Annotated in this window: 13 protein-coding genes; 11 read left to right on the top strand and 2 right to left on the bottom strand. The window is 68.7% G+C overall.

The genetic code is table 11. The features are described from left to right. Positions 1-29 precede the first annotated feature (29 nt). Positions 30-8,573, bottom strand: coding sequence for a GH36-type glycosyl hydrolase domain-containing protein (locus tag AB4061_RS17840; protein WP_441636017.1), 8,544 nt, complete (start codon positions 8,571-8,573; stop codon positions 30-32). A 187-nt stretch (positions 8,574-8,760) separates the two neighbouring features. Beyond that, positions 8,761-8,916 (bottom strand): DUF3309 family protein, encoded by a 156-nt coding sequence (locus AB4061_RS17845; RefSeq protein WP_441636019.1) that lies wholly within the window; start codon positions 8,914-8,916, stop codon positions 8,761-8,763. Positions 8,917-9,785: 869 nt separating this feature from the next. Here AB4061_RS17845 and AB4061_RS17850 point away from each other — a divergent pair. The 11 genes from AB4061_RS17850 to AB4061_RS17900 all read left to right on the top strand — a co-directional run bounded on the left by AB4061_RS17850 (position 9,786) and on the right by AB4061_RS17900 (position 22,001). Further along, positions 9,786-10,580 carry a class II aldolase/adducin family protein gene (locus tag AB4061_RS17850; protein ID WP_441636021.1) on the top strand — a complete coding sequence of 265 codons (795 nt, stop codon included), beginning with the start codon at positions 9,786-9,788 and terminating at the stop codon, positions 10,578-10,580. A 90-nt stretch (positions 10,581-10,670) separates the two neighbouring features. Continuing rightward, positions 10,671-12,236: an ABC transporter substrate-binding protein gene (locus tag AB4061_RS17855; RefSeq protein ID WP_441636023.1), complete on the top strand. Its 1,566-nt coding sequence runs from the start codon at positions 10,671-10,673 to the stop codon at positions 12,234-12,236. Positions 12,237-12,267: 31 nt separating this feature from the next. Continuing rightward, positions 12,268-13,242, top strand: coding sequence for an ABC transporter permease (locus AB4061_RS17860; protein ID WP_043354633.1), 975 nt, complete (start codon positions 12,268-12,270; stop codon positions 13,240-13,242). After that, positions 13,239-14,081, top strand: coding sequence for an ABC transporter permease (locus AB4061_RS17865; protein ID WP_174428021.1), 843 nt, complete (start codon positions 13,239-13,241; stop codon positions 14,079-14,081). Before AB4061_RS17860 ends, AB4061_RS17865 begins: the two co-directional genes overlap by 4 nt. Then, positions 14,078-15,757, top strand: coding sequence for a dipeptide ABC transporter ATP-binding protein (locus AB4061_RS17870; RefSeq protein WP_441636026.1), 1,680 nt, complete (start codon positions 14,078-14,080; stop codon positions 15,755-15,757). Before AB4061_RS17865 ends, AB4061_RS17870 begins: the two co-directional genes overlap by 4 nt. Next, complete coding sequence (locus tag AB4061_RS17875) at positions 15,754-16,758, top strand: 2-hydroxyacid dehydrogenase (RefSeq protein WP_441636028.1); 1,005 nt, start codon at positions 15,754-15,756, stop codon at positions 16,756-16,758. Before AB4061_RS17870 ends, AB4061_RS17875 begins: the two co-directional genes overlap by 4 nt. Positions 16,759-16,840: 82 nt before the next feature. Then, positions 16,841-18,238, top strand: coding sequence for an aspartate aminotransferase family protein (locus AB4061_RS17880; RefSeq protein WP_441636062.1), 1,398 nt, complete (start codon positions 16,841-16,843; stop codon positions 18,236-18,238). After that, complete coding sequence (locus AB4061_RS17885) at positions 18,238-19,188, top strand: DMT family transporter (protein ID WP_441636030.1); 951 nt, start codon at positions 18,238-18,240, stop codon at positions 19,186-19,188. The genes AB4061_RS17880 and AB4061_RS17885 overlap by 1 nt, the downstream gene beginning before the upstream one ends. Positions 19,189-19,192: 4 nt before the next feature. Next, complete coding sequence (locus AB4061_RS17890) at positions 19,193-19,918, top strand: GntR family transcriptional regulator (protein WP_441636032.1); 726 nt, start codon at positions 19,193-19,195, stop codon at positions 19,916-19,918. Beyond that, a complete protein-coding gene (locus AB4061_RS17895) occupies positions 19,915-20,943 on the top strand; it encodes a histone deacetylase family protein (RefSeq protein ID WP_441636034.1) in 1,029 nt (342 codons plus the stop codon). The genes AB4061_RS17890 and AB4061_RS17895 overlap by 4 nt, the downstream gene beginning before the upstream one ends. Continuing rightward, on the top strand, positions 20,940-22,001 hold the full coding sequence (locus tag AB4061_RS17900; RefSeq protein ID WP_441636036.1) for a phosphotransferase: 1,062 nt from the start codon (positions 20,940-20,942) through the stop codon (positions 21,999-22,001). The genes AB4061_RS17895 and AB4061_RS17900 overlap by 4 nt, the downstream gene beginning before the upstream one ends. The last annotated feature ends 11 nt before the right edge of the window (positions 22,002-22,012 follow it).

A 22,012-nucleotide genomic window follows, 5' to 3' on the forward strand; every position in this document is an offset into this window, starting at 1 on the left:
CCCATGCGCCCCATTCCGCCCTATACCCCCTATTCCGCCGCCGGGATGCATACCAGCAGCCTGTGCCTACCATCGTCCAGCGGCACGCGCACGGCACCGTCGCCGCAAGCCAGCGCCAGCCCATCGAGGACGGCATGCGCGCCGCCCGCGCCTGGCGCCAGCGTCTGCACCCGGATGTCGTAGTGGCATGCCCCCAGGCATACCGTCGCCTCAAACCCGGGCCAGGCCGCCGGAATGCTCGGCGCCACGATCAGCCAGCCCGCTTCGCGGCGGATCCCCAGGATGCCCTCCAGCCCGGCGCGATACATCCAGCCGGCCGCGCCGGTGTACCAGGTCCACCCGCCACGCCCGATGTGGGGCGCCACCGAATACACATCGGCCGCGACCACGTACGGCTCGACCTTGTAGCGCTGCACGCCTGCGGGCGTGCTGGCGTGGTGGATGGGGTTGAGCATCGAGAACAGGTCCACGGCCTTTGCGCCCGCGCCGAGCCGGGCAAAGGCAAGGACCGACCACATCGCGGCGTGGCTGTATTGCCCGCCGTTCTCGCGCACGCCGGGGGGATAGCCTTCGATGTAGCCGGGATCCGGCGAGGCGCCATCGAAGGGCGGCGCGAACAGCAGCGCCAGGCCGTCGTTGCGCCGCACCAGGTGCTCGGCCATGGATGCCATGGCGGTGGCAGCGCGCACGGGATCCCCGGCGCCCGACAGCACGGCCCACGACTGGGCAATGGCGTCGATCCGGCAGGCCGGGCTGGTCTTGGAACCCAGCCAGCTGCCGTCATCGAAGGTGGCACGGCGATACCACTCGCCGTCCCAGCCATCGCGCTCCAACGCCGCGCCCAGCATTGCCGCATGGGCGCGCCAGTGCGCTGCGCGGCCAGCGTCGCGCACCTCGGCAAGCGGCGCGAAGAGCGCGATCGTGCGCATCAGCAACCAGCCAAGCCACACGCTCTCGCCCTTGCCGCCGGCCCCGACCCGGTTCATGCCGTCGTTCCAGTCGCCGCCGCCGATCAGCGGCAGGCCGTGCTCGCCGGTCAAGGCAAGGCATCGCTCGATGCCGCGCGCGCAATGCTCGAACAGCGATGCCGATGCCTCCCCGGTCATCGGTTGGAAGAAGGCATCATGCGCATCCGCGCCGAGCACCGGCCCGTCGAGGAAGGACACGTTCTCATCCAGCACCGCCGCATCGCCAGAGCCTGCTATGTAGGTCGCCGTGGCGAAGGCCAGCCAGACGCAATCGTCGGAGATGCGCGTGCGCACGCCCTGCCCGGTGTGCGGCAGCCACCAATGCTGGACGTCGCCTTCGGCAAATTGCCTGGCCGCGGCACGCAGCAAGTGCTGGCGCGTGGCCGCAGGCTTGGCGAAGGTAAGCGCCATGGTGTCTTGCAACTGATCGCGAAAGCCATAGGCACCGCTCGCCTGGTAGAACGCCGCGCGGGCCCAGATGCGGCAGGCCAGGGTCTGGTAGAGCAGCCAGCCGTTGAGCATGATGTCCATTGCCCGGTCCGGCGTCCTGACCTGCACGGCGCCAAGCAGGCTATCCCAGTGCCCTGTCACGGCATCCAGCACGGCGTCGAGATCGGCGGCGCGATAGCGGGCAATCAGCGCCCTCGCCGCCTCGGCCGAGCCGCACTCGCCGAGAAACGCGACGATGTCGAGCGTCTCGCCCGCGGCAAGCTCCACGATGCACTGCACCRCGGCACACGGGTCCAGCCCCGCGCCCACGGCGCCAGACAACGGTGTGGTGCCAAGCAGGGCCGCCGGCGCCTCGGCGCCGCCGTTGTACCCAAGGAATTCCGTGCGGTCGGCGGTCCAGGCTGTTTGCTTGCCGCCGAGATCGGCAAAGGCAACCCGGCCGGGGAAGGCGGAGCTCCAGGGATTGCGCGCCAGCATTGCGCCGGTGGCCTCGTCGCGCTCGGTCACGATGAACGGCGCCGATGCGCCACGCGACGTGCCGAGTACCCACTCCACGTAGGCGGTGACGGAAAGCCGGCGGCGCCCGGCGGACAGGTTGCTCAGCGTCAGCCGCGAAATCTTGACTGGGTCTTCCAGCGGGACGAACTGCAGCAGCTCGGCCGCGATGCCGTTCGCGTGGTGCGCAAAGCGGCTGTAGCCATGGCCGTGGCGGGCCGCGTAGGTGCCTGCATCGCGGATGGGCTGCGCTGTCGGGCTCCAAACTTCGAGGCTGTCTTCGTCGCGGATGTAGAACGCCTCGCCGGCCGGATCCAGCACCGGGTCGTTGGACCAGGGCGTGAGCTGGTTCTCGCGGCTGCTCTCGGCCCAGGTGTAGCCGCTGCCCTGCGCCGAGGCATGAAAGCCAAAGCTGGGGTTGGCGATCACGTTGATCCAAGGCGCGGGCGTGGTGGCGGCGCCGTCAAGCACGATCACATACTCCCGCCCGTCCTTGTCGAAGCCACCGAGGCCATTGAAGAACTCGAGCGCCGGCGTGGCCGGCGCTGGCATTGGCGCCGGCCGTGGTGGCGCGCGGCGGCGTACGGGTGCGGCGCGCTGCGGCACCACGGGTAGCCGGCCGAGTTGTTCGGCGATGGGCCCCCTGCGCGCGGACAGCACGACGCGGGCCACCGACAAGAGCAGCGCGCGGGCATCGACGTGCAGCAGGTCGGTGCGCAGCGTATAGACCGAGCCCTGGGCGAGCTCATCGCCAAGGCGCGGCTGCGACTGGCTGCTGCGCACCGCGGTCTCGATGGCGTTCTGCAGGTCCTGCGTATAAGACGACGCACGCTCGTTGACGATGACCAGGTCCACGCCAAGCCGCTTCATGCGCCAGTACTCGTGCGCGCGCAGCAGCTGGCGTACCTGCGCCATATCCTCGATCTCGTCGATGCGCAGCAGCACGATCGGCAGGTCGCCGGAGATGGCGTGCGGCCAAAGCCCGGACTGCGGGCCCGCGCCGCGGGCAATGGCCTCGGAGGAACTCCGGAAGCGGGGATCGGCGTACAGGATCGGCGCGGCCAGGCGCTGGAAATCCGCCGCTTCGTCGGCCTTGACGTCGAGATGGCGCAACTGGACCTGGGCCTGCGTCCAGGCCAGGGTCTTGGCGCGCTCGAAGGCGCTGCGGTCATGATGCTTGTCGATCAGATCCAGCAGCGCGGCGCGCGAGGGCGCCACCAGCGTCCAGAATGCGATGCGCGCCACGCCGCCCGGTGCGACCCGCACGCGCTGCCTGAGCGAGAAGATGGCGTCGAGCACCGTGCCCGTGGTGTTGGACAGCGCACGGCCATGCCGCACGCCGTCCGCTATTCTGCCCGTCTGCCCCTCCTCCAGAAAGCGCGCCCGGTCGGTCTCGTATTGCGGATCCGCCACCACTTCGCCTTCGACGATGGCGAAGTGGGCAGCCCATATCGTTGGCTCCGTGGGCGAGCGCGGGCGGCGCGTGGCAACCAGCGCGCCGAACTCGGGCAGGTATTCGGTCTCGATAAACAGCTTGGAGAACGCCGGGTGCGCGGCGTCGGCCGCCGGCACGGTCAGCACCAGTTCCGCATACGAGGTCAGCTCGATCTCGCGCGCGCGCCGCCCGCTGTTGGCCAGCGAGACTCGCCGCACTTCCCCGTCATCCTCGCCGGAGACCAGGATGGAGAGCGTGGTGACCAGGCTGCCATCGCGGCGGATGAACTCCGCGTGGTCTTCGGCGAAGACCACTTCGCTGCCCTGCTCGCCATCGTCCGTATCGCCGCCGGCAAATTGCGCGCCGGCCGGCCAGACGGCGCGGCTTTGCGTATCGCGCAGGAAGATAAAGCTGCCAGCGTCGTCGCGGGTGGCATCCTCGCGCCACCGCGTCACGGCCAGGTCGCGCCAGCGGCTGTAGCCCGCGCCGGCCGCGGTCAGCATCACCGCGTAGCGCCCGTTCGACAGCAGATGCGTGACGGGCGCACCGGGCGCATAGCCGGCAAGCCTGCGCACCGTGGAATCCTCGCTGCCGGACTCCATCGTGGAGGCTTTCACCTCTTCGGCGCGCGGATGCGCAATGGCGACGTTGCGCGGCATGCGCTCCTGCAGCAGCAGCTCGGTGGCCTGGATCATCGGCTCGCGGTGAAAGCGCTCCCGCATCTGGCCGCCGTGCAGCGTATTGGCGATCGCCACGATGGTCATGCCCTGGTGGTGGGCCATGTAGCTGCGCACGATGGCGAACGCCTCATCCTCGGGCAGCCGGGACCGGGTGAAATCAATGGCCTCGTAGAAGCCGAAGCGCCCCTTTGCCCCCATCCGCGCGAGACGCGCGAAGTTCTGCTGCGCGCCTTGCGGATCCACCATGGTGGCCAGGCCGCTCGCATAAGGTGCGATCACCACATTGTCGGAAAGCCCGCGTTTCAGGCCCAGGCCTGGCACGCCGAAGTTGGAGTACTGGTAGGTGAACTCCAGATCGCGCGCGTTGTAGGCGGATTCGGACACGCCCCATGGCACGCCCAGCGCGCGGCCGTAGCCTTGCTGGCGCTCCACCACCAGCCGGTTGGTCTGCTCGAGCAGGCTGCCCGCCGGCGCGCGCATGACCAGCGACGGCATCAGGTACTCGAACATCGACCCGGACCACGAGATCAGCGCCGACCCATTGCCCAGCGGCGTGGCCGTGCGCCCAAGGCGGAACCAGTGCCGCGTGGACACATCGCCCTTGGCGATGGCAAACAGGCTGGCAAGACGGGCCTCCGACGCAAGCAGGTCATAGCAGCTGACATCGAGCCGGTTGTCGTCCTGCGAGTAGCCGATCGAAAGCAGCTTGCGCTCTTCATCGAACAGGAACGCGAAGTCCATCGACAGCGCCATTTCGCGCGCAACGGCGGCCAGCGCTTGCAGGCGCGCGCCGAGCAGCTCCGGCGCTTCGATCCGCTCTACCCGGTCTTGCTCGTGCTCGGCCACGGCCTTGCGCAGCGCCTGCACCCAGAAGGCCAGGTCGCCAAGGCTGTCGTCGCCGGTGGCGGGCAGGATGTCGCTGGCGATCGCGGCGGCTTTTTCCGTCAGCCGCTTGAGCGCAGGCATCAGCATGGCCATCGCCTGCGTGCCGTTGAGCTGGGTTTCTACCTGCTCCAGCAGTTCGCCGAGCTTGCCGGCGCGCTCGCCGCCCGCCAGCGCCAGCCCGGCAATGGCCTCGCGCGCCAGCGTCACGGTATCCATCATGCCGAGCCGGAAATCCGGCGTCGCCTCGGCATGGGTCCATTCTTCACAGGCATTGGCCAGCGCAATCAGGTGGCCGGCCAGGTTGCCGCTGTCGACCGATGAGACGTAGGCAGGCGTCAGGGCGCGCAGATCCTGCGTGCCATACCAGTTGTAGAAGTGGCCATGGCAGCGCTGCAGCTGTTGCATGGCGGCGAAGGCCGCTTCCAGCCGCGCGGCCGTGGCCGCCGTGCCGCTCCAGCCGAAGTCGCGCGCGGCAATGGCCGATAGCAGGTACAGGCCGATATTGGTGGGCGAGGTCCGGTGCGCCAGGACCGGCTTCGGGCGCTCCTGGAAATTGTCGGGCGGCAGCATGTTGTCCGCTGGCGTGACCATGGTCTCGAAAAAGCGCCAGGTGCGGCGCGCGGTCAGGCGCAGCTCGCGCGTGTCAGCGTCCGACACCACCAGCCGCCTTGCGACCTTCGGCGCCCGGCTGGCCCACAGGGCCAGCATGGGCGCGGCCAGCCAGAGCCATCCGAGCGGCAGCGCGAGCGGCCAGGACGCGGGCGCGAAGGCCAGCGTGCCCGCCAGCAGCGCCAGCGTCAGCAATACGCCGCCCGCCATCTGCCGGTAGGAGCCGGCCAGGTCAAGCCGCGGGCTGGTCATGGACTGGGCGGCGGTGGTCCACTCCAGCAGGTGGCGGCGGGTCAAGCGCAGCCGCGCCAGCGTGCGCGCGATCGCGTCGCTCATGCGCCAGGCCACGTCGGGCAGGAACGCCAGCGTCAGCAGCACCTGCGCCACGGCCGCGCGCAGGTCGTCCCACAGCATCCCCACGTGGGTGCGCAACCGGATGCCGGCACGATGGGGAATGACGGAAAACATACCGGGCAACAGGGCCGGAATCGCCATGGCCGCCAGCAACAGCAGCGTGCCGCGCAGCGCCGCGCCCGGCGGCAGCAGCCAGCACGCGCCAAAGCACAGCAGCAGCGACGGCGCGAGCACCGAGCGCCGCAGGTTGTCCAGCATCTTCCAGCGGCCGAGCATCGGCACCGCCTGGCTGCCCTTGCGGCCGCGCACGATCCAGCCAAGGAGCTGCCAGTCGCCACGCGTCCAGCGATGCTGGCGCTTGGCAGCCACGTCATAGCGCGCGGGAAAATCCTCGACGACCTCGATGTCCGAAGCCAGCCCGGCGCGGGCGAACATGCCCTCGAACAGGTCGTGGCTGAGCACCGCATTCACCGGCACGCGGCCGCGCAGCGCGGCCTCGAAGGCATCCACGTCATAGATGCCCTTGCCGGTGTAGGACCCCTCGCCGAAGATGTCCTGGTACACGTCCGACGCCGCCGCCGCATAGGGATCGATGCCGCCGGGCGCGGAGAAGATGCGCTGATAGAACGAACCCTCGCTGCCCACCGGCAGGGATGGCGTGACGCGCGGCTGCAGGATGGCGTAGCCGCCGATGACACGCTGCAGCGTGTCGTCGAACCTTGGCCGGTTCAGCGGGTGGGCCATCTTGCCGATCAGCCGGAGCGCCGCGTCGCGCGGCAAGCGCGTATCGGCATCGAGCGTGATCACGTAGCGCACATCGGGTGGTACCTGGGGCGGCGCACCATCGACAGCAACAAAGCTGGTGTCCGTAGCGCCGCGCAGCAGGCGGTTGAGTTCATGGAGCTTGCCGCGCTTGCGCTCCCAGCCCATCCACTTGCCCTCTCCGGCGTTGAACACGCGGTGCCGGTGCAGCAGCAGGAAGCGGTTGCCGGCGGGGCCCGGCCCGTAGCGGCGGTTCAGCGCGCCGATGGCTTCGGCCGCCACCGCCAGCAGGGCTGCGTCGCCCGGCATGACGGCCTGGTCGGCGTCGGTGCCGTCGGTGAGCAGCGCGAAGGTCAGGTCACCACCGGCGCCGGCAAGATGGTGCACCTCCAGGCGCTCGATCTGCTCGCGCAGGCTGGCTTCGCCCGATAGCAGCGTGGGCACGGCCACCAGCGTGCGCAGCGCGGGCGGCACGCCCGCCGTGAGTTCAAGCCCCGGCAGGATGGATGCGCCAAAGAGCCAGGCGATGCCGCGGTTGACCACCGCCGTTGCCACCTCGCTGGCCGGGACGAAGCCCAGCCAGCCGATCAGCGCAAGCCAGCCGCCGGAGAGCGCCGGCATGGCCGCCGCCGCAAGCACCCAGAGCGATCCACCGAGCAGCGCAAGGGTGACCAGCAAAATGGCGCCCACATAGCCACCAATGCCCAGCGCGACATTGAGGCGGGAAAACCGCAGCCGCGCCGGGGGACTAAAGCCGATTGCGCGTTCAAAGGCGCGCCGGCCCTCCGCGATCAGGTGATATCCCGGGTCCCCGATGCGCTCCGCCTGCGCCGGATCGGCGGTGCCTGCCGCCGCGGCGCGGGCCGTGGCCAGCGCAAGATCGGCAATCTCCAGCTCCGAGGCGGGCGAGCCGCGCGCAAGCTGCTCGATGGCGCTGCGGTAAAGATTGCGCGTGGGGAAATCCATGTCGGCATAGCCGCTGCCATCGCGCAAACGCGCGTCGACCAGGCTCACGCTCTCGAACAGTTCGGCCCAGTCGATATCCGAAATCAGCCGCATGCTGGTGATGACATTGCGCACGGTCACGTTGGATGCGCCCTGGCGCTGCTGGGCGTGCCGCACCACGTCCTCGATGGATGCGCCCTGCCGGCCAAGCCGCTCTTCCAGCCAGCCCAGGGTTGGCGTGGTGCGTGGGTCCTGGTCCCGCAGGCGCTTGGCCAGTTGCGCGGCGAACAGTTCCGACAACGGCGCGGCGGCGCGCGAGGCGATATCCGTGTCGAGTGCCGAGCGGGCGCAGCCCGACTTGAGCAGTTGTCTGGACAGATCGTCCGCGTCGGCGCGGGCGATACGCCCGGCGGTCATCTGTTCGGCCAGGCGGCGCAGGTTCTCGATCAGGACGATGCGCAGCGTGATGGCCACGGCCCACAGCTCGCCGATGGTCAGCGGCTGCACACGCTGGTAGGCGGCAATGAAGCGCCGCAGGGTGTCCGGATCGATATGGCTGTCGGTATGCGCGACAAAGGCCCAGGCAAGGCCAAATACGCGCGGGTATCCGGCGAAGGGACCCTCGCTGAGCTTGGGCAGCTGGCGATAGTAGCCAGGCGGCAGGTCATCGCGGATCTCGCGGATCTGCGCCTCCACCAGGTGGTAGTTGTCCAGCAGCCATTCGGCCGCGGGCACCACGGCCCTGCCGCTCTCCAGCTCCGCCGCGCTGGCCCGGTAGGCCGCGAGCAGTACTTCGGCATTGTCGTTGAGGCGGCTGCGCAGCGTGCGCACGCGCGGGGGCTGCGCGGTGACGGGCTGGGCGGCGGCAAGGCTCTGCGCATGCTGCTCCAGCCGCTCGACGCCGAACAGCTCCTCGCGCACCGGCGCCTTGTTGTCCCACGGCGAAGGGGTGGATGTGTACTCGAACGTACGGCCTAGCACTGAATACATGGGCGCCTTGATTGCCAACGGGGATCGGGAGACGGGTTCGCCTCCTTGAAAACGGCTGGCCGGCAAGCCCGAGGCTCGCCGGCCATCACGCGATCGCTGCGCGGACTGTTGCGCCAAGGCGAGCCTTCTTGTCTCTCTCTCGCCTCTTTCTCGCCTCTTTCTCGCCTCTCTCTTGCCTCTCTCTTGCCTATAGGCGGCCCATCAGCACCAGCACAAGTACCACGATCAGCAGCAGGCCCAGCACGCCGCTGGGCATGTAGCCCCAGGAACGGCTATGCGGCCAGGTCGGCATTGCGCCGAGCAAGACAAGCACCAGCACGACCAGTAATACGATTCCTAACATGGAATGCTCCTTTCCCGACTCCGCTTGATGGGCCAGGCCCCCGCCGATACCTCGCCAGGGGACCGGAATCGTCGAGCCCGATGCGAATGTAGCCGCGCCGTTTGGCATGGACCTGACCGCTACCCGCACGTTGCCACGGACGGCGTGCGGTGTCGGTACGATGACGGACAATTGGCGCCCGCTACCGAGGCTGGGGGTTGGGGCTTGGCGGTTGAACCGCGCAGGGGTCAGAGGGAGCGGAAAACGCGACGGGCATGACAGCCATGGTGGCCTTGAGGCCAGCGGGAAGGCAGCATGCTTCAGGAAAGAACTGAACCTGGGGCAAGGCCGCAGGCGGAAAGTCGTGGGGTGCGACTGGGGTCAGGTCCAGACAGCCGGCCGCGCGTATTCGCAGCGCCGCTGTGCGCGCATCTTCGCATACTCCAGCCCGGAACCCTTCTTATATTTCCGTCGGCGGCGCTTCTGCACCCCGCGAGCATGCCAGGCCGCGCTTGCTCGCGCGTCATGTGACAAAAGAGACACACGGACACCGTGGCCGCCTATCCCGACGCTGGATTTTCTGCACGCCACCAAACCGTGCGCCGCGCCCTATTCCCGCTCGCCAATCCCGAAATCCAGCTGCCGGTGCCCATTTTTTGCGCATGGCAGCATTCCCAGGCAAGCCGCCGAAGCCGCCCAGCAGCCTGTCATCCACGCCGGGGCAAACCCGCATTTCCTTGAAAATCAACGCCTTGCACATCGCACCGCAACATATCCGGCTGCAAATTGAACACGTGGCCTGAACTTTGCGTAATCGGTATAAATGCCAACTGTCGACAGCTGACCATCGACCTACAGTGATCTAATCGCCAATCCAAGGAAACACAAACATGGGCAACAACGTCTCTTCCCGCCTGGTTCCCGCCATCTCCGAGGCCGAGCAACAGGTGCGTGAGGATCTCGCCGCCGCATACCGCCTGGTCGCCCTGTATGGCATGGACGACAGCATCTACACGCATATCTCGGCCCGGGTGCCGGGCACCGAGGACCGCTTCCTGATCAACCCGTTCGGGATGCTGTTCCGGGATATCACCGCGTCCTCGCTCGTGTGCATCGATCTGGACGGGAACATCATCAGCGGCCCGCCGGGGCAAGACGTGAACCCGGCCGGCTTCACCATCCACAGCGCCGTGCATGCCGCCCGGCATGACGCGGTCTGTGTGCTGCATACGCATACCGTGGCCGGCGTGGCCGTCTCGTCGCTGGCGTGCGGCCTGCAGCCCTCCAACCAGTGGGCGCTGCAGTTCCATGAGCGCGTGTCGTACCACGACTTCGAAGGCATTGCGCTGGACCATGAGGAGCGCGTGCGCCTGGTGGCCGACCTCGGCCCGGACAAGCGCGCCCTGATCCTGCGCAATCACGGCCTGGTCACGCTGGGCCGCAGCGTGGCGGAGGCCTTCATCCTGATGCATAACCTGGAGCGCGCCTGCCGCGTGCAGGTGGCGATCCAGTCCAGCGGCCAGCCGGTCAATCCGGTGCCGCCAGCCATTTGCGAGAAGACCGCGCGCCAGTACGAGAGCGGCGACACCAACCGCCTGCCCGGCGCGGCCGATCCGTACGCGCGGGAATGGCGCGCCTTGCGCGAGCGGCTGGAACCTGCCGCTGCCACGTCGTTCCGCGACTGACGTGCTGCCCGCCCTGCGCGCTTTCGCCACTCCGTCTTGCCAGTTCCGTCTTGCCAGTTACCCATCCCTAGCCCCCAGGAGAGTTCCGCAATGAATCGTCGCCAACTGATCAAAATGGGTGTTGCCACCACCGGGCTGTCGCTCGCCGGCGTGCCTTTCCACGTCCTCGCGGCCGGCAAGAAGGGCGGCGTGATCAACGCGCTCGTCCAGCCTGAGCCTTCCGGCCTGATGATCGGCATTACCCAGAACGGCCCCACCCAGCTGATCTCCGGCAACATCTACGAGGGCTTGCTGCGCTACGACGAAAAGCTGGAACCGCAGCCAGCACTGGCGACCTCCTGGACGGTAAACCCGGCCGGCACGGTGTACACGTTCAAGCTCAAGCCCAAGGTCACCTGGCATGACGGCAAGCCGTTTACCGCGGCCGACGTGGTGTTCTCCGCCGATGTGTTCCTGCGCAAGACCCACGCCCGGCTGCGCGCCAACCTGGCGGCGGTGGAGAGCATCCGCGCGGTGGACCCGCTCACGGTGGAGTTCAAGCTGAAGTACCCGTTCAGCCCGTTCCTCGGCATCTTCGAAGTGGGCACCATGCCCATGGTGCCCAAGCACATCTACGAGGGCACGGATTTCCTGACCAACCCCGCCAATGCCAAGCCCATCGGCACCGGCCCGCTGAAGTTCAAGGAATGGGTGCGCGGCTCGTACATCCAGCTGGTGCGCAACGATGCGTATCAMCAGCCCGACGTGCCGCTGGTCGACAGCGTGTACTTCCACGTGATCCCCGATGCCTCGGCGCGCGCCGCGGCGTTCGAGTCCGGCAAGGTCGACCTGGTGCCCGGCGGCGCGGTGGAGTACTTCGACGTGGCGCGCCTGAGCAAGCTGCCCGGCGTGCAGGTCACCACCAAGGGCTGGGAATTCTTCGCGCCGCACTCGTGGCTGTGGGTCAACAACCGCAAGGCGCCGATGGACAACATCAAGTTCCGCCAGGCGCTGGCCTTTGCCATCGACCGCGACGCGATCGCCAAGGTGGCATGGCAAGGCTATGCCAAGAGCGCCACCGGCCCCTTCAACAGCCATATCAAATACGCCAGCACCGACGTGGCCAAGTATCCGCGCGACCTGGCCCGCGCCAAGCAGTTGCTGGGCGAATCCGGCTACAAGGGCGAAACCCTGCGCCTGCTGCCCCTGCCCTACGGCGAAACCTGGACCCGCTCCGCCGAGATCGTGCGGCAGAACCTGCAGCAGGCCGGCGTGAAGATCGAGATGACCCCCACCGACGTGGCGGGCTGGGGCGAGCGGCTGAACAAGTGGGACTACGACCTGGCCTTCACCTATGTCTACCAGTACGGTGACCCGGCGCTGGGCGTGGCGCGCAACTACACCTCGGACAACATCGCGCAGGGCTCGCCCTTCAACAATGTGGAGGGCTATCGCAACGCCAAGGTCGACGAACTGTTCCAGGCTGGCGCGCGCGAGATCGACCCCGTCAAGCGCGCGGCGATCTACCACGAAGTGCAGAAGATCCTGGTGGACGAGATGCCGGTGGTGTGGCTGCACGAGCTCAACTTCCCCACGCTGTACCGAAGCCGCATCAACAATCCCATCAGTTCCGGCATTGGCCTGAACGACGGCATCGGCCGCGCCTGGCTGGCGTGATGGCAGTCATCTTTATCTCTGGGGCAAAGCCATGAGTCGTACGCAGCGCATGCTAGGCCGGGTGGTACAGGGCGTGATCGCGATCCTGGTCATCGCGACCGTCAACTTCCTGCTGATCCGGGCCGCGCCGGGAGACCCTGTCTCGGTGATGGCTGGCGAGGCCGGGGCCTCCGACCCGCAGTTCGTGGCGCAGTTGCGCACGCAGTTCGGGCTGGACAAGCCGGTGCCGGAGCAGCTTGCCACTTACCTTGGCCACGTGGTGCACCTGGACCTGGGCTACTCCTACCGCCAGCAGCAGCCGGTGCTGGACCTGATCCTGCAGCGCCTGCCGGCCACGCTGATCCTGACCGGCAGCGCCTTCCTGCTCTCGGTGCTGTTCGGCGTGGTGCTGGGGGCGTGGGCTAGCCGGCGCGCGGGGAGCTGGGTGGACAACGCCATCACCCTGTTCGCCCTGGTGTTCTACGCAACGCCCTTGTACTGGCTGGCGATGATGGCGGTGCTGCTGTTCTCGGTCAAGCTCGACTGGCTGCCCGGCTTTGGCTACTTCACCGTGGGGGCGGACCTGCATGGCCTGGCGCTGGTGTTCGACATTGCCACGCACCTGGTGCTGCCCGCGCTCACGCTGGCGCTGTTCTACATGGCGGTGTATGCGCGCATGACACGGGCCTCGATGCTGGAGGTGGCGCAGATGGATTTCGTCAAGACCGCGCGCGCCAAGGGTGTGCGGCCCGGGCGCATCCAGCGCGCCCACATCCTGCGCAACGCCCTGCTGCCGGTGGTGACGCTGGCCGGCATCCAGGCCGGCGGCATGATCGGCGGCGCGGTGCTGACCGAGACGGTGTTCGCCTGGCCCGGCATTGGCCGCCTGATGTTCGACGCCCTGCTGCAGCGTGACTACAACCTGCTGCTGGGCTGCTTCCTGGTCACCGCGGCCATGGCCGTGTTGTTCAACCTGTTGACCGACTTTGTCTACACGCTGGTCGACCCGCGGATCGAGATGCAATGAAAAACACTTTCTGGCGGCGGTTCTGCCGCAACAAGGCAGCCGTGCTCGGCATGGTGGTACTGGTGGGCTTTGCCGTGCTCGCGCTGTTCGGGCCGTGGATGGCCGGGCATGATCCCTGGGACATGGTGCAGCAGCCGTTCCTGCAGCCGATGCAGGAGCCCGGCTTTGCCATGGGCACCGACACCATGGGGCGCGACATCCTGGCGGGCGTGATCCACGGCGCGCGCATCTCGCTGCTGATCGGCGTGGTGTCCACGGTGGTCTCGCTCTTGATCGGCGTGACCCTGGGCGCCATTTCCGGCTACTTCGGCGGGTGGATCGATGCGGCGCTGATGCGCTTCACCGAGCTGTTCCAGGCGGTGCCGAGCTTTGCGCTGGCGCTGGTGCTGGTGGCGATCTTCGAGCCGTCCATCGGCTCCATCGTGGCGGCGATCGCCATCGTGTCCTGGCCGCCGGTGGCGCGCCTGGTGCGCAGCGAGTTCCTCACGCTGCGCCAGCGCGACTTTGTGCAGGCCGCGAAGCTGGCCGGGCAATCGACACCACGCATCATCCTGTCGCAGATCCTGCCCAATGCCAGCTCGCCCATCGTCGTGATGGCCTCGCTGATGGTGGCGACCGCCATCCTGCTCGAATCCAGCCTGAGCTTCCTGGGTCTCGGCGACCCGAACCACATGAGCTGGGGCTACATGGTGGGCTCGGCGCGCACCGTGCTGCGCCAGGCCTGGTGGATGGCGGTGTTTCCCGGCACCGCCATCCTGCTGACGGTGCTGGCGCTCAATATGGTGGGCGAAGGCCTGAACGACGCGCTCAATGCGCGCCTTGGCGGGAGCGGACGATGAGCACACCAGTACTAGATATCCAGGACCTGAGCATCCGCCTGCCTGCCGGCGGCGACCGCGCGCTGGCGGTGCAAGGCGCCTCGCTGACGCTGGAAGCGGGCCAGACCCTGTGCGTGGTGGGCGAGTCCGGCTCCGGCAAGTCCATGATCGCCAATGCGGTGATGGGCCTGCTGCCGCGCCCCCATGTGGAGCCGGTGGCCGGGCGCATCCTGTTTGAGGGCCAGGACCTGCTGCAGCTGGATGACGACGCCATGCGCGAGCTGCGCGGGCAGAAGATCGGCATGGTGTTCCAGGAACCCATGACGGCGCTCAACCCGGTGATGCGCATCGGCGACCAGATCGCCGAGGTGTTCGATGCGCACCAGCGGCTGGGCGCGGCCGACAAGCGCAAGCGCATCGTGGCGGCGCTGGCCGATGTCGGCTTGCCCGATCCGGAACTGCTGTACGACAGCTACCCCTTCCGCCTGTCGGGCGGGCAACGCCAACGCGTGATGATCGCCTGCGCCATGGCGCTGGAGCCGCGCCTGCTGATCGCCGACGAGCCCACCACGGCGCTCGACGTGACCACGCAGGCGCAGATCCTGCAGCTGATTCGCGACCTGCAAAAGCGGCGCGGCATGGCCGTGCTGTTCATCACGCACGATTTCGGCGTGGTGTCCGAGATCGCCGACCAGGTGGTGGTGATGCAAACCGGCACCATTGTCGAGGCCGGGCCGGCCGCGCGCGTGCTGACCGATCCGCAGCACCCCTATACCCGCAAGCTGATCAGCGCCATTCCCGGCGGGCACCTGCGCCAGCCGCCCGTGCAGGTAGAGGCCAACCGCGTGCTGCAGGTGCAGGACCTGTGCAAGACCTACCGCACCGGCGGCGGCCTGCTGCGGCGCGGGCGCGAGGTGCAAGCCGCGCGCAACGTGAACTTCGAGCTGCTGCGCGGGCAGACGCTCGGGCTGGTGGGGGAATCGGGCTCCGGCAAATCCACGGTGGGCCGCTGCATCGTCGGCCTGGCGCCGTTCGACAGCGGCCGCATCATGATCAACGGGCGCAACCTGTCGCAAGGCGGCGGGCTGCTGCAGCGCGCGGGCGGCAAGCTGCAGATGGTGTTCCAGGATCCTTACGCGTCGCTCAATCCCCGGCACCGGATCGGTGCGGCCATCGCCGCCGGCCCCATCGCGCAGGGCGTACCGCGCCAGGAGGCACAGGCGCGCACGCTGGAGCTGCTCGGGCTGGTCGGGCTGGGGCCGGAGGCGGCCGAGCGCTACCCGCATGAGTTCTCCGGCGGGCAGCGCCAGCGCATCGGCATTGCCCGGGCGCTAGCGATGCAGCCGGAATTGCTGGTGGCGGACGAGCCCGTCTCCGCGCTGGATGTGTCGGTGCAGGCGCAGGTGCTGGAGTTGTTCGCCAAGGTGCGCGAGCAGTTCAAGCTGGCCATGGTCTTTATCACCCACGACCTGCGCGTGGCCGCGCAGATGTGCGACAAGATCGCCGTCATGCAGCGCGGCGAGGTGGTCGAGTACGGCGAGACGGCCCGCGTGCTGAGCGCGCCCGAGCATGCCTACACGCGCAAGCTGATCGAAGCCATCCCGCGCTTGACCCGGGTGCAGGGGGCAGCGCAGGCACCCGAGATACCAGAGCCACCAGAGCCAGCCCGCCTGCAAGCGGTCGGGGGCTACGCATGACCCGCACCGACCTCGACAATCTGGCCGGGACACGGAACAAGATGGACACGACGACAAACAAGCCACCCTGCGTGGCGCTGCTCAGCAGCGTGCTCGACATGCACTACCTGGTACCCGCCTTCCGCGCGGCGGCGCCCGGGCTGGACCTGCGCGTGGGCCCCGACCTGGGCGCGCTTGACGACATCGATGCCGCGGTCTGCTGGGCGCCCCCGCCCGGCCTGCTGGCGGCCATGCCCAAGCTGCGCCTGGTGCAGTCGCTGGGCGCGGGCATCGACCACCTGCACAGCGACCCGGACCTGCCGCCAGGGCCAACCGTCTGCCGCATCGTGGATACCGCCATGGCGGGCACCATGACGGCCTACGTGACGTGGGCCGTGATCCAGCACCAGCGCAGCATGGGCGCCTATCTGGCCAGCGCGGCGGCCGGGCAGTGGCAGGAGCAGCCCATCGTGGCGCCGTCACGGCACCGCGTGGGCATTGCGGGGCTGGGCACGCTGGGCATTGCCAGCGCCCGCGCGCTGCAGGCGGTGGGCTATGCGGTGCGCGGCTGGAGCCGCAGCCCCAAGGCGGGCCTGCCCGAAGGCGTTGAAGCCTTCCACGGCCAGGACGGCCTGGATGCCTTCCTGGCGGGCTGCGACGCGCTGGTTTGCCTGCTGCCGCTGACCGCGCAGACGCAGGGTTTCCTGTGCGCCGGCCTGTTCGCCCGCCTGCCGCGCGGCGCGCACCTGATCAACGTGGGCCGGGGCAGCCACCTGGTCGAGCCTGACCTGCTGCGCGCGCTGGACGACGGCACGCTGGGCGCGGCCACGCTGGATGCCTTCCAGCACGAGCCGCTGCCATCCGGGCATCCGTTCTGGCGGCATCCGCGCATTGTGGTCACGCCGCACGTGGCGGCACGCACCGATCCGGCGACGATCGCGCGCCAGACGCTGGATAATCTGGCCCAGCTGCGCCGCGGGCAGCGGCCTGCCGTGGCTGTCGACCCGGCACAGGGATATTGATATTGACGCGTTTGACCTTGGCATGCCGCTGCCCCAGCGCTCCGACACACCCGATACCAACAAACAACAGGACGTCACTGACATGACCGTCGCCTTGCCCTCCCACGCCGCCCTTGCCGCAGACGATATCGCGGCCCACCTGCACCCCTTTACCAACCTGGCCGCCCACCCCGGCGTCGGCCCGCTCGTCATCACCAAAGGCGACGGCATCTATGTGGAGGACGACCAGGGCAAGCGCTACCTGGAGGGGATGTCCGGCCTGTGGTGCAGCTCGCTCGGGTTCAGCCATGCACGCGTGATCGAGGCCGGCGTGGAGGCCATGCGCACGCTGCCCTACTATCACACGTTCAACCATCGCTCCAACCCGGCCGCCATCATGCTGGCCGAGAAGCTGGTCGCGATGGCGCCGGTGCCGATGTCCAAGGTGTTCTTCGCCAACTCCGGCTCGGAGGCCAACGACACCGCCGTGAAGCTGGTCTGGTACTACCACAACGCCATCGGCAAGCCGGACAAGAAGAAGATCATCGCGCGCACCAACGCCTATCACGGCGTCACCGTGGCGGCTGCGAGCCTGAGCGGCCTGCAGGCCAACCACCGCGATTTCGACCTGCCCATCGACCGCATCCTGCGCGCCGGCTGCCCGCACCACTACCGCTACGGCGCGCCGGGCGAGAGCGAGGCGGCGTTCGCCAGCCGCCTGGCGCAGGAGCTCGAAGCGCTGATCCGGGCGGAGGGCCCGGACACGATCGGCGCCTTCATCGCCGAGCCGGTGATGGGCGCGGGCGGCGTGATCGTGCCGCCGGCCACCTACTTTGCCGAGATCCAGGCCGTGCTGCGCCGCCATGACATCCTGCTGATCGCCGACGAGGTGATCTGCGGCTTTGGCCGGACCGGCGCGATGTTCGGCTCCACCACCTACGGCATGCAGCCCGACATCCTCACCTGCGCCAAGGCGCTGTCCTCGGGCTACATGCCGATCTCGGCGGTGATGGTGTCGGAGAAGGTGCATGCGGCCATTGCCGCCAACAGCGGCAAGATCGGCACCTTCGGCCATGGCTTCACCTACTCGGGCCATCCGGTCACCACGGCGGTGGCGCTGGAGACGCTGCGCGTCTATGAGGATGACCACATCCTCGATCACGTGAATGCCATCGCGCCCCGCTTCCAGCAAGCGCTGCGGGCCTATGCCGGGCGAGCGCTGGTGGGCGAGGTGCGCGGGGTTGGCCTGCTGGGCGCGGTCGAGCTGGCGGCGGATCCGGCGGCGCGGCGCGCCTTCGACCCGGCCCTGAAGGCTGGCCCGCGCCTGGCCCAGCTGGCCCAGGAGCACGGCCTGATCGTGCGCGCCATGGGCGACACCATTGCGTTCTGCCCACCGCTGATCATCACCGAGGCGCAGATCGACGAGCTGTTCACGCGGTTCGAGCGCGCCATGGTGGCGCTGGAGCGTGAGTTCCCGCCCAGCAACAAGGCTGCCGCCTGATGACCGGCCCGGCCAATCCTTCGCTACGGCTCACCACGGCGAGTGCGCGCCGCGACGGCATCCTGCTGTTCTTCTGCGCGCTGGTGGCGTTTGCCAGCTACGACGCCTTCTGCAAATGGATGCTGCGCGACCACTCGGCGCCCATGATGAACCTCACCCGCTATGTGTCGGTGAGCGTCATCGCGCTGGTGTGGCTGCTGCGCGAAGGCGGCTTGAAGCTGTGGCGCACGCCCTGCAAGTGGCTGCTGCTGGCGCGCGGGCTGGCGCTTGGCATCGTGGCAAGCTGCTTCATGGCCGCGCTGGTGCACATGCCGCTGGCCGAGGCAACGGCGATCTACTTCACCGCGCCGCTGATCATGGTGGCGCTGTCGCCGGCGGTGCTGGGCGAGCGGGTGGGGCGCGCGCAGTGGGCCGCGGTGCTGGCCGGCTTTGGCGGCATGCTGCTGATCGTGCGGCCCGGCGGCGACCTGCCCTTGGCCGGCACGGTGCTGATGATCGTCTCGGCCGTGTGCTACGCGGCCTTCCAGCTGCTGACGCGCCGGCTGGCCGGCGTGGTCGCCGGGCCGGTGCTCTATGCCTGGACCGCGCTGATCTGCCTGGTGGTGACCGGCGTGCCGGCGCTGGTAACGCTGCCTGAGGTCATGCCGTCCGCACCCGACATCTTGCTGATGATGGCCGGTGGCGCCTGCAGCGGCCTGGCCCAGTTGCTGCTGCTGGCCGCCTTCCGGCGCGTTGCCGCCGCCACGCTCGCGCCGCTCAATTACTTTCAACTGCTGCTCGCCGTGCTGATCAGTACCTTTGTCTTCCAGCGCCCGCCCGATGGCATCGCGCTGGCGGGCATCGTGCTGATCATGCTGTCGGGCGGCTACCTCGCATTGCGCGGGCGGCAGGCGCCGCCGGTGCCGCCCGCGCCGCTGGTAAAGCCGGTCGTAGCCCGACCCAAGGACTAAGCCCATGTCTGATTCCACATTCGACGAATCCTCGCCCTTTGCCTCCATCGAAGTCTCAGACCTGGTGGCGGCGGTGGAGGCGCAACTCACCCAGGCCATCGTCGAAGGCCGGCTCCCGCCCGGCAGCCGCATCGTCGAGGCCGACATCGCCCGCCGCATGAATGTCAGCCGCGCGCCGGTGCGCGAGGCGGCGCGGCGGCTGGAGCGCCAAGGCGTGCTGGTCTCGCGCCCGCGCCATGGCTTTGCGGTGCGCACGGTGACGGTGCGCGAGATCGACGACCTGTTCCAGGTACGGCTGAACCTGGAGCTGATGGCCGCATCGCTCGCCTGCAAGCAGGCGCCGGAGGCCGGGCTGAAGCAGCTCGTGGCCATGGTCGACCGCATGGTGCAGGAGGCCGAATCGCTGCCACAGATCGAGCGGGTGGCGCGCGACCTCGCGTTCCACACAGCCATCTGCGAGCTGTCCGGCAATGCCTACCTGCATCGCATGTTCTCCATGATGCAAACGGAAATCCGCATGATCGTGGCGCTGATCGACAGCGTGTACCACGACCCCAAGGCCGTGGCCGAGACCCATCGCCCCATTGCCGAGGCGATTGCGCGGCGCGACGAAGCCGCCGCGCAAGCCGCGGTGCGCTTCCATATCGATGACGCCTGGGTCCATGTCCGGGCGGTGTTCATGCAAAAACAAGGCGCCGCCGAGGCGCCCCCGATGGAGTCCGTCCTATGAAAGTCGTCTACAGCGATCTGCATCTCGACCACGACCCGCACGCGTTCATGGTGCGCGGCAAGATGAAGCGCAGCAATGAGCAGCCCGAGCGCGCCCTGCGCCTCTTGGCGGCGGTGCGCGCCGATGGCCACGACGTGATCGCCCCCGCCGATCACGGCCCCGGCCCGCGCGCCGCGATCCACACGCCGGAATACCTGCGCTTCCTGGAAACCGCGTACGACCGCTGGCAACTGCTGCCCGACGCCTCCGAAGAGGTTTTGCCCAACATCCACCCCTTCCCCGGGCAGCCCTGCACCTATCCCGACAGCGTGGTCGGCCAGGCGGGCTTCCACATGGGCGACGCCGCCTGCTCCATCGGCCCCAGCACCTGGCGCGCGGCGGTCGGCTCGGCCGACGTGGCCACCCACGCCGCGCAGCTGGTCGCAGACGGCGAACGCGCCGCCTATGCGCTGTGCCGCCCGCCGGGCCACCATGCCTATGCGGACCGCGCCAACGGCTTTTGCTACCTGAACAACACCGCCATTGCCGCGCAGCACCTGCGTCGCCACCATGACCGCGTCGCCATCCTCGACATCGACATGCACCACGGCAACGGCACCCAGGGCATCTTCTACCGGCGCAACGACGTGCTGACCGTGTCGCTGCATGGCGACCCGATGCTGTTCACGCCCTTTTTCACCGGACACGCGCACGAGCGCGGCGAGGCGGAAGGCCTCGGCTACAACATCAACCGGCCGCTGGCGCGCGGCACCGGCGACGAGGCCTACCTGGCGGCGCTGCGCGACGTGTGCCAGAGCATCCGCGCCTTCGCGCCCGGCGCGCTGGTGGTGGCGCTAGGGCTGGACGCGCACGAGCGCGACCCATACCAGGCACTGGCCGTCACCACGCCCGGCTTCGCGCTGATCACCGCGGCAATCGCGCGGCTGGGCTTGCCGACGGTGCTGGTGCAGGAAGGCGGGTATCTCTCAGACGACCTTGGGCCCAACCTGTCCAGCGCGCTGCGCGGCTTCGCGAGCGCGGCATGAACGGGCCGGCAAGCGCGGCGCTGGCGGCCGCCGATGTGCTTAGCGAAGGCTCGCCCGAAGTCCCTGTGACGTGGGCGATGGCGCTGCTCACGCAGCACTACGGGCTGGCGGGCCGGCTCTCCCCGCTGACCGGCGAGCGCGACCGGAACTTCCTGCTGGAAACGCCAGCGGCAAGCTACATGCTCAAGGTCTCGCATCCCGCCGAGCTGCCGCTGGTGGCGGACTTCCAGACCCAGGCGCTGCTGCACATCGCCGCGGCCGACCCCGCCCTGCCCGTGCAGCGCATCGTGCCAACCCTGGCGGGCCAGCCATCGCTGATCATCCAGCCACCCGGTGGCCAAGCGCGCGTGGTGCGCCTGTTCAGCTACCTGCCTGGCGAGCCGCTGCCCAAGGCGCAGCGCTCGCAAGCGCAGGCACGTGAGCTGGCGCGCACGCTGGCCCGGCTCGACCTGGCGCTGTGCGACTTCCGCCATCCCGCCGGCGAACTGGAGCTGCCGTGGGACATCCAGCGCGCCGACCGCGTGCGCGGGCTGCTCGACAGCGTCCCAGACGCGCCGCGCCGCGCGCTGGCAAACCGCGCGCTGGATCGCTTTGCCGCCAACGTGCAGCCCCGGCTGGCGCACCTGCGGGCCCAGCCGATCCACAACGACTTCAATATCTATAACGTGCTGGTCGACCCGCAAGACCACGCGCGCATTGCGGGCGTGCTGGATTTTGGCGACATGGTCCATGCACCGCTGATCGACGACCTGGCCGTTGCCACCGCCTATCAGGTTGACCCCGCCGGCGACACGATGGCCACGCTGGCGGACTTTGYCGCCGCGTATCACGCGGTGCTGCCGCTGCAAGCGGATGAGGTCGACGTGCTGTTCGACCTGGTGCAGGCCCGGCTGGTGATGGTGGTCGCCATCAGCGGCTGGCGCGCCGCGCGGCATCCGGAAAACGCCCCCTACCTGCTGCGCAACAACGCAGTCTCCTGGGACCGGCTGGCGGCCTGCGACGCGATCCCCACTGAACAAGCACGCTCCGTCCTGCGCCGCGCCTGCGGGCTGGCGTGACCACGACACCA

Source organism: Cupriavidus sp. YAF13, from assembly GCF_052113425.1.
GTDB lineage: Bacteria > Pseudomonadota > Gammaproteobacteria > Burkholderiales > Burkholderiaceae > Cupriavidus.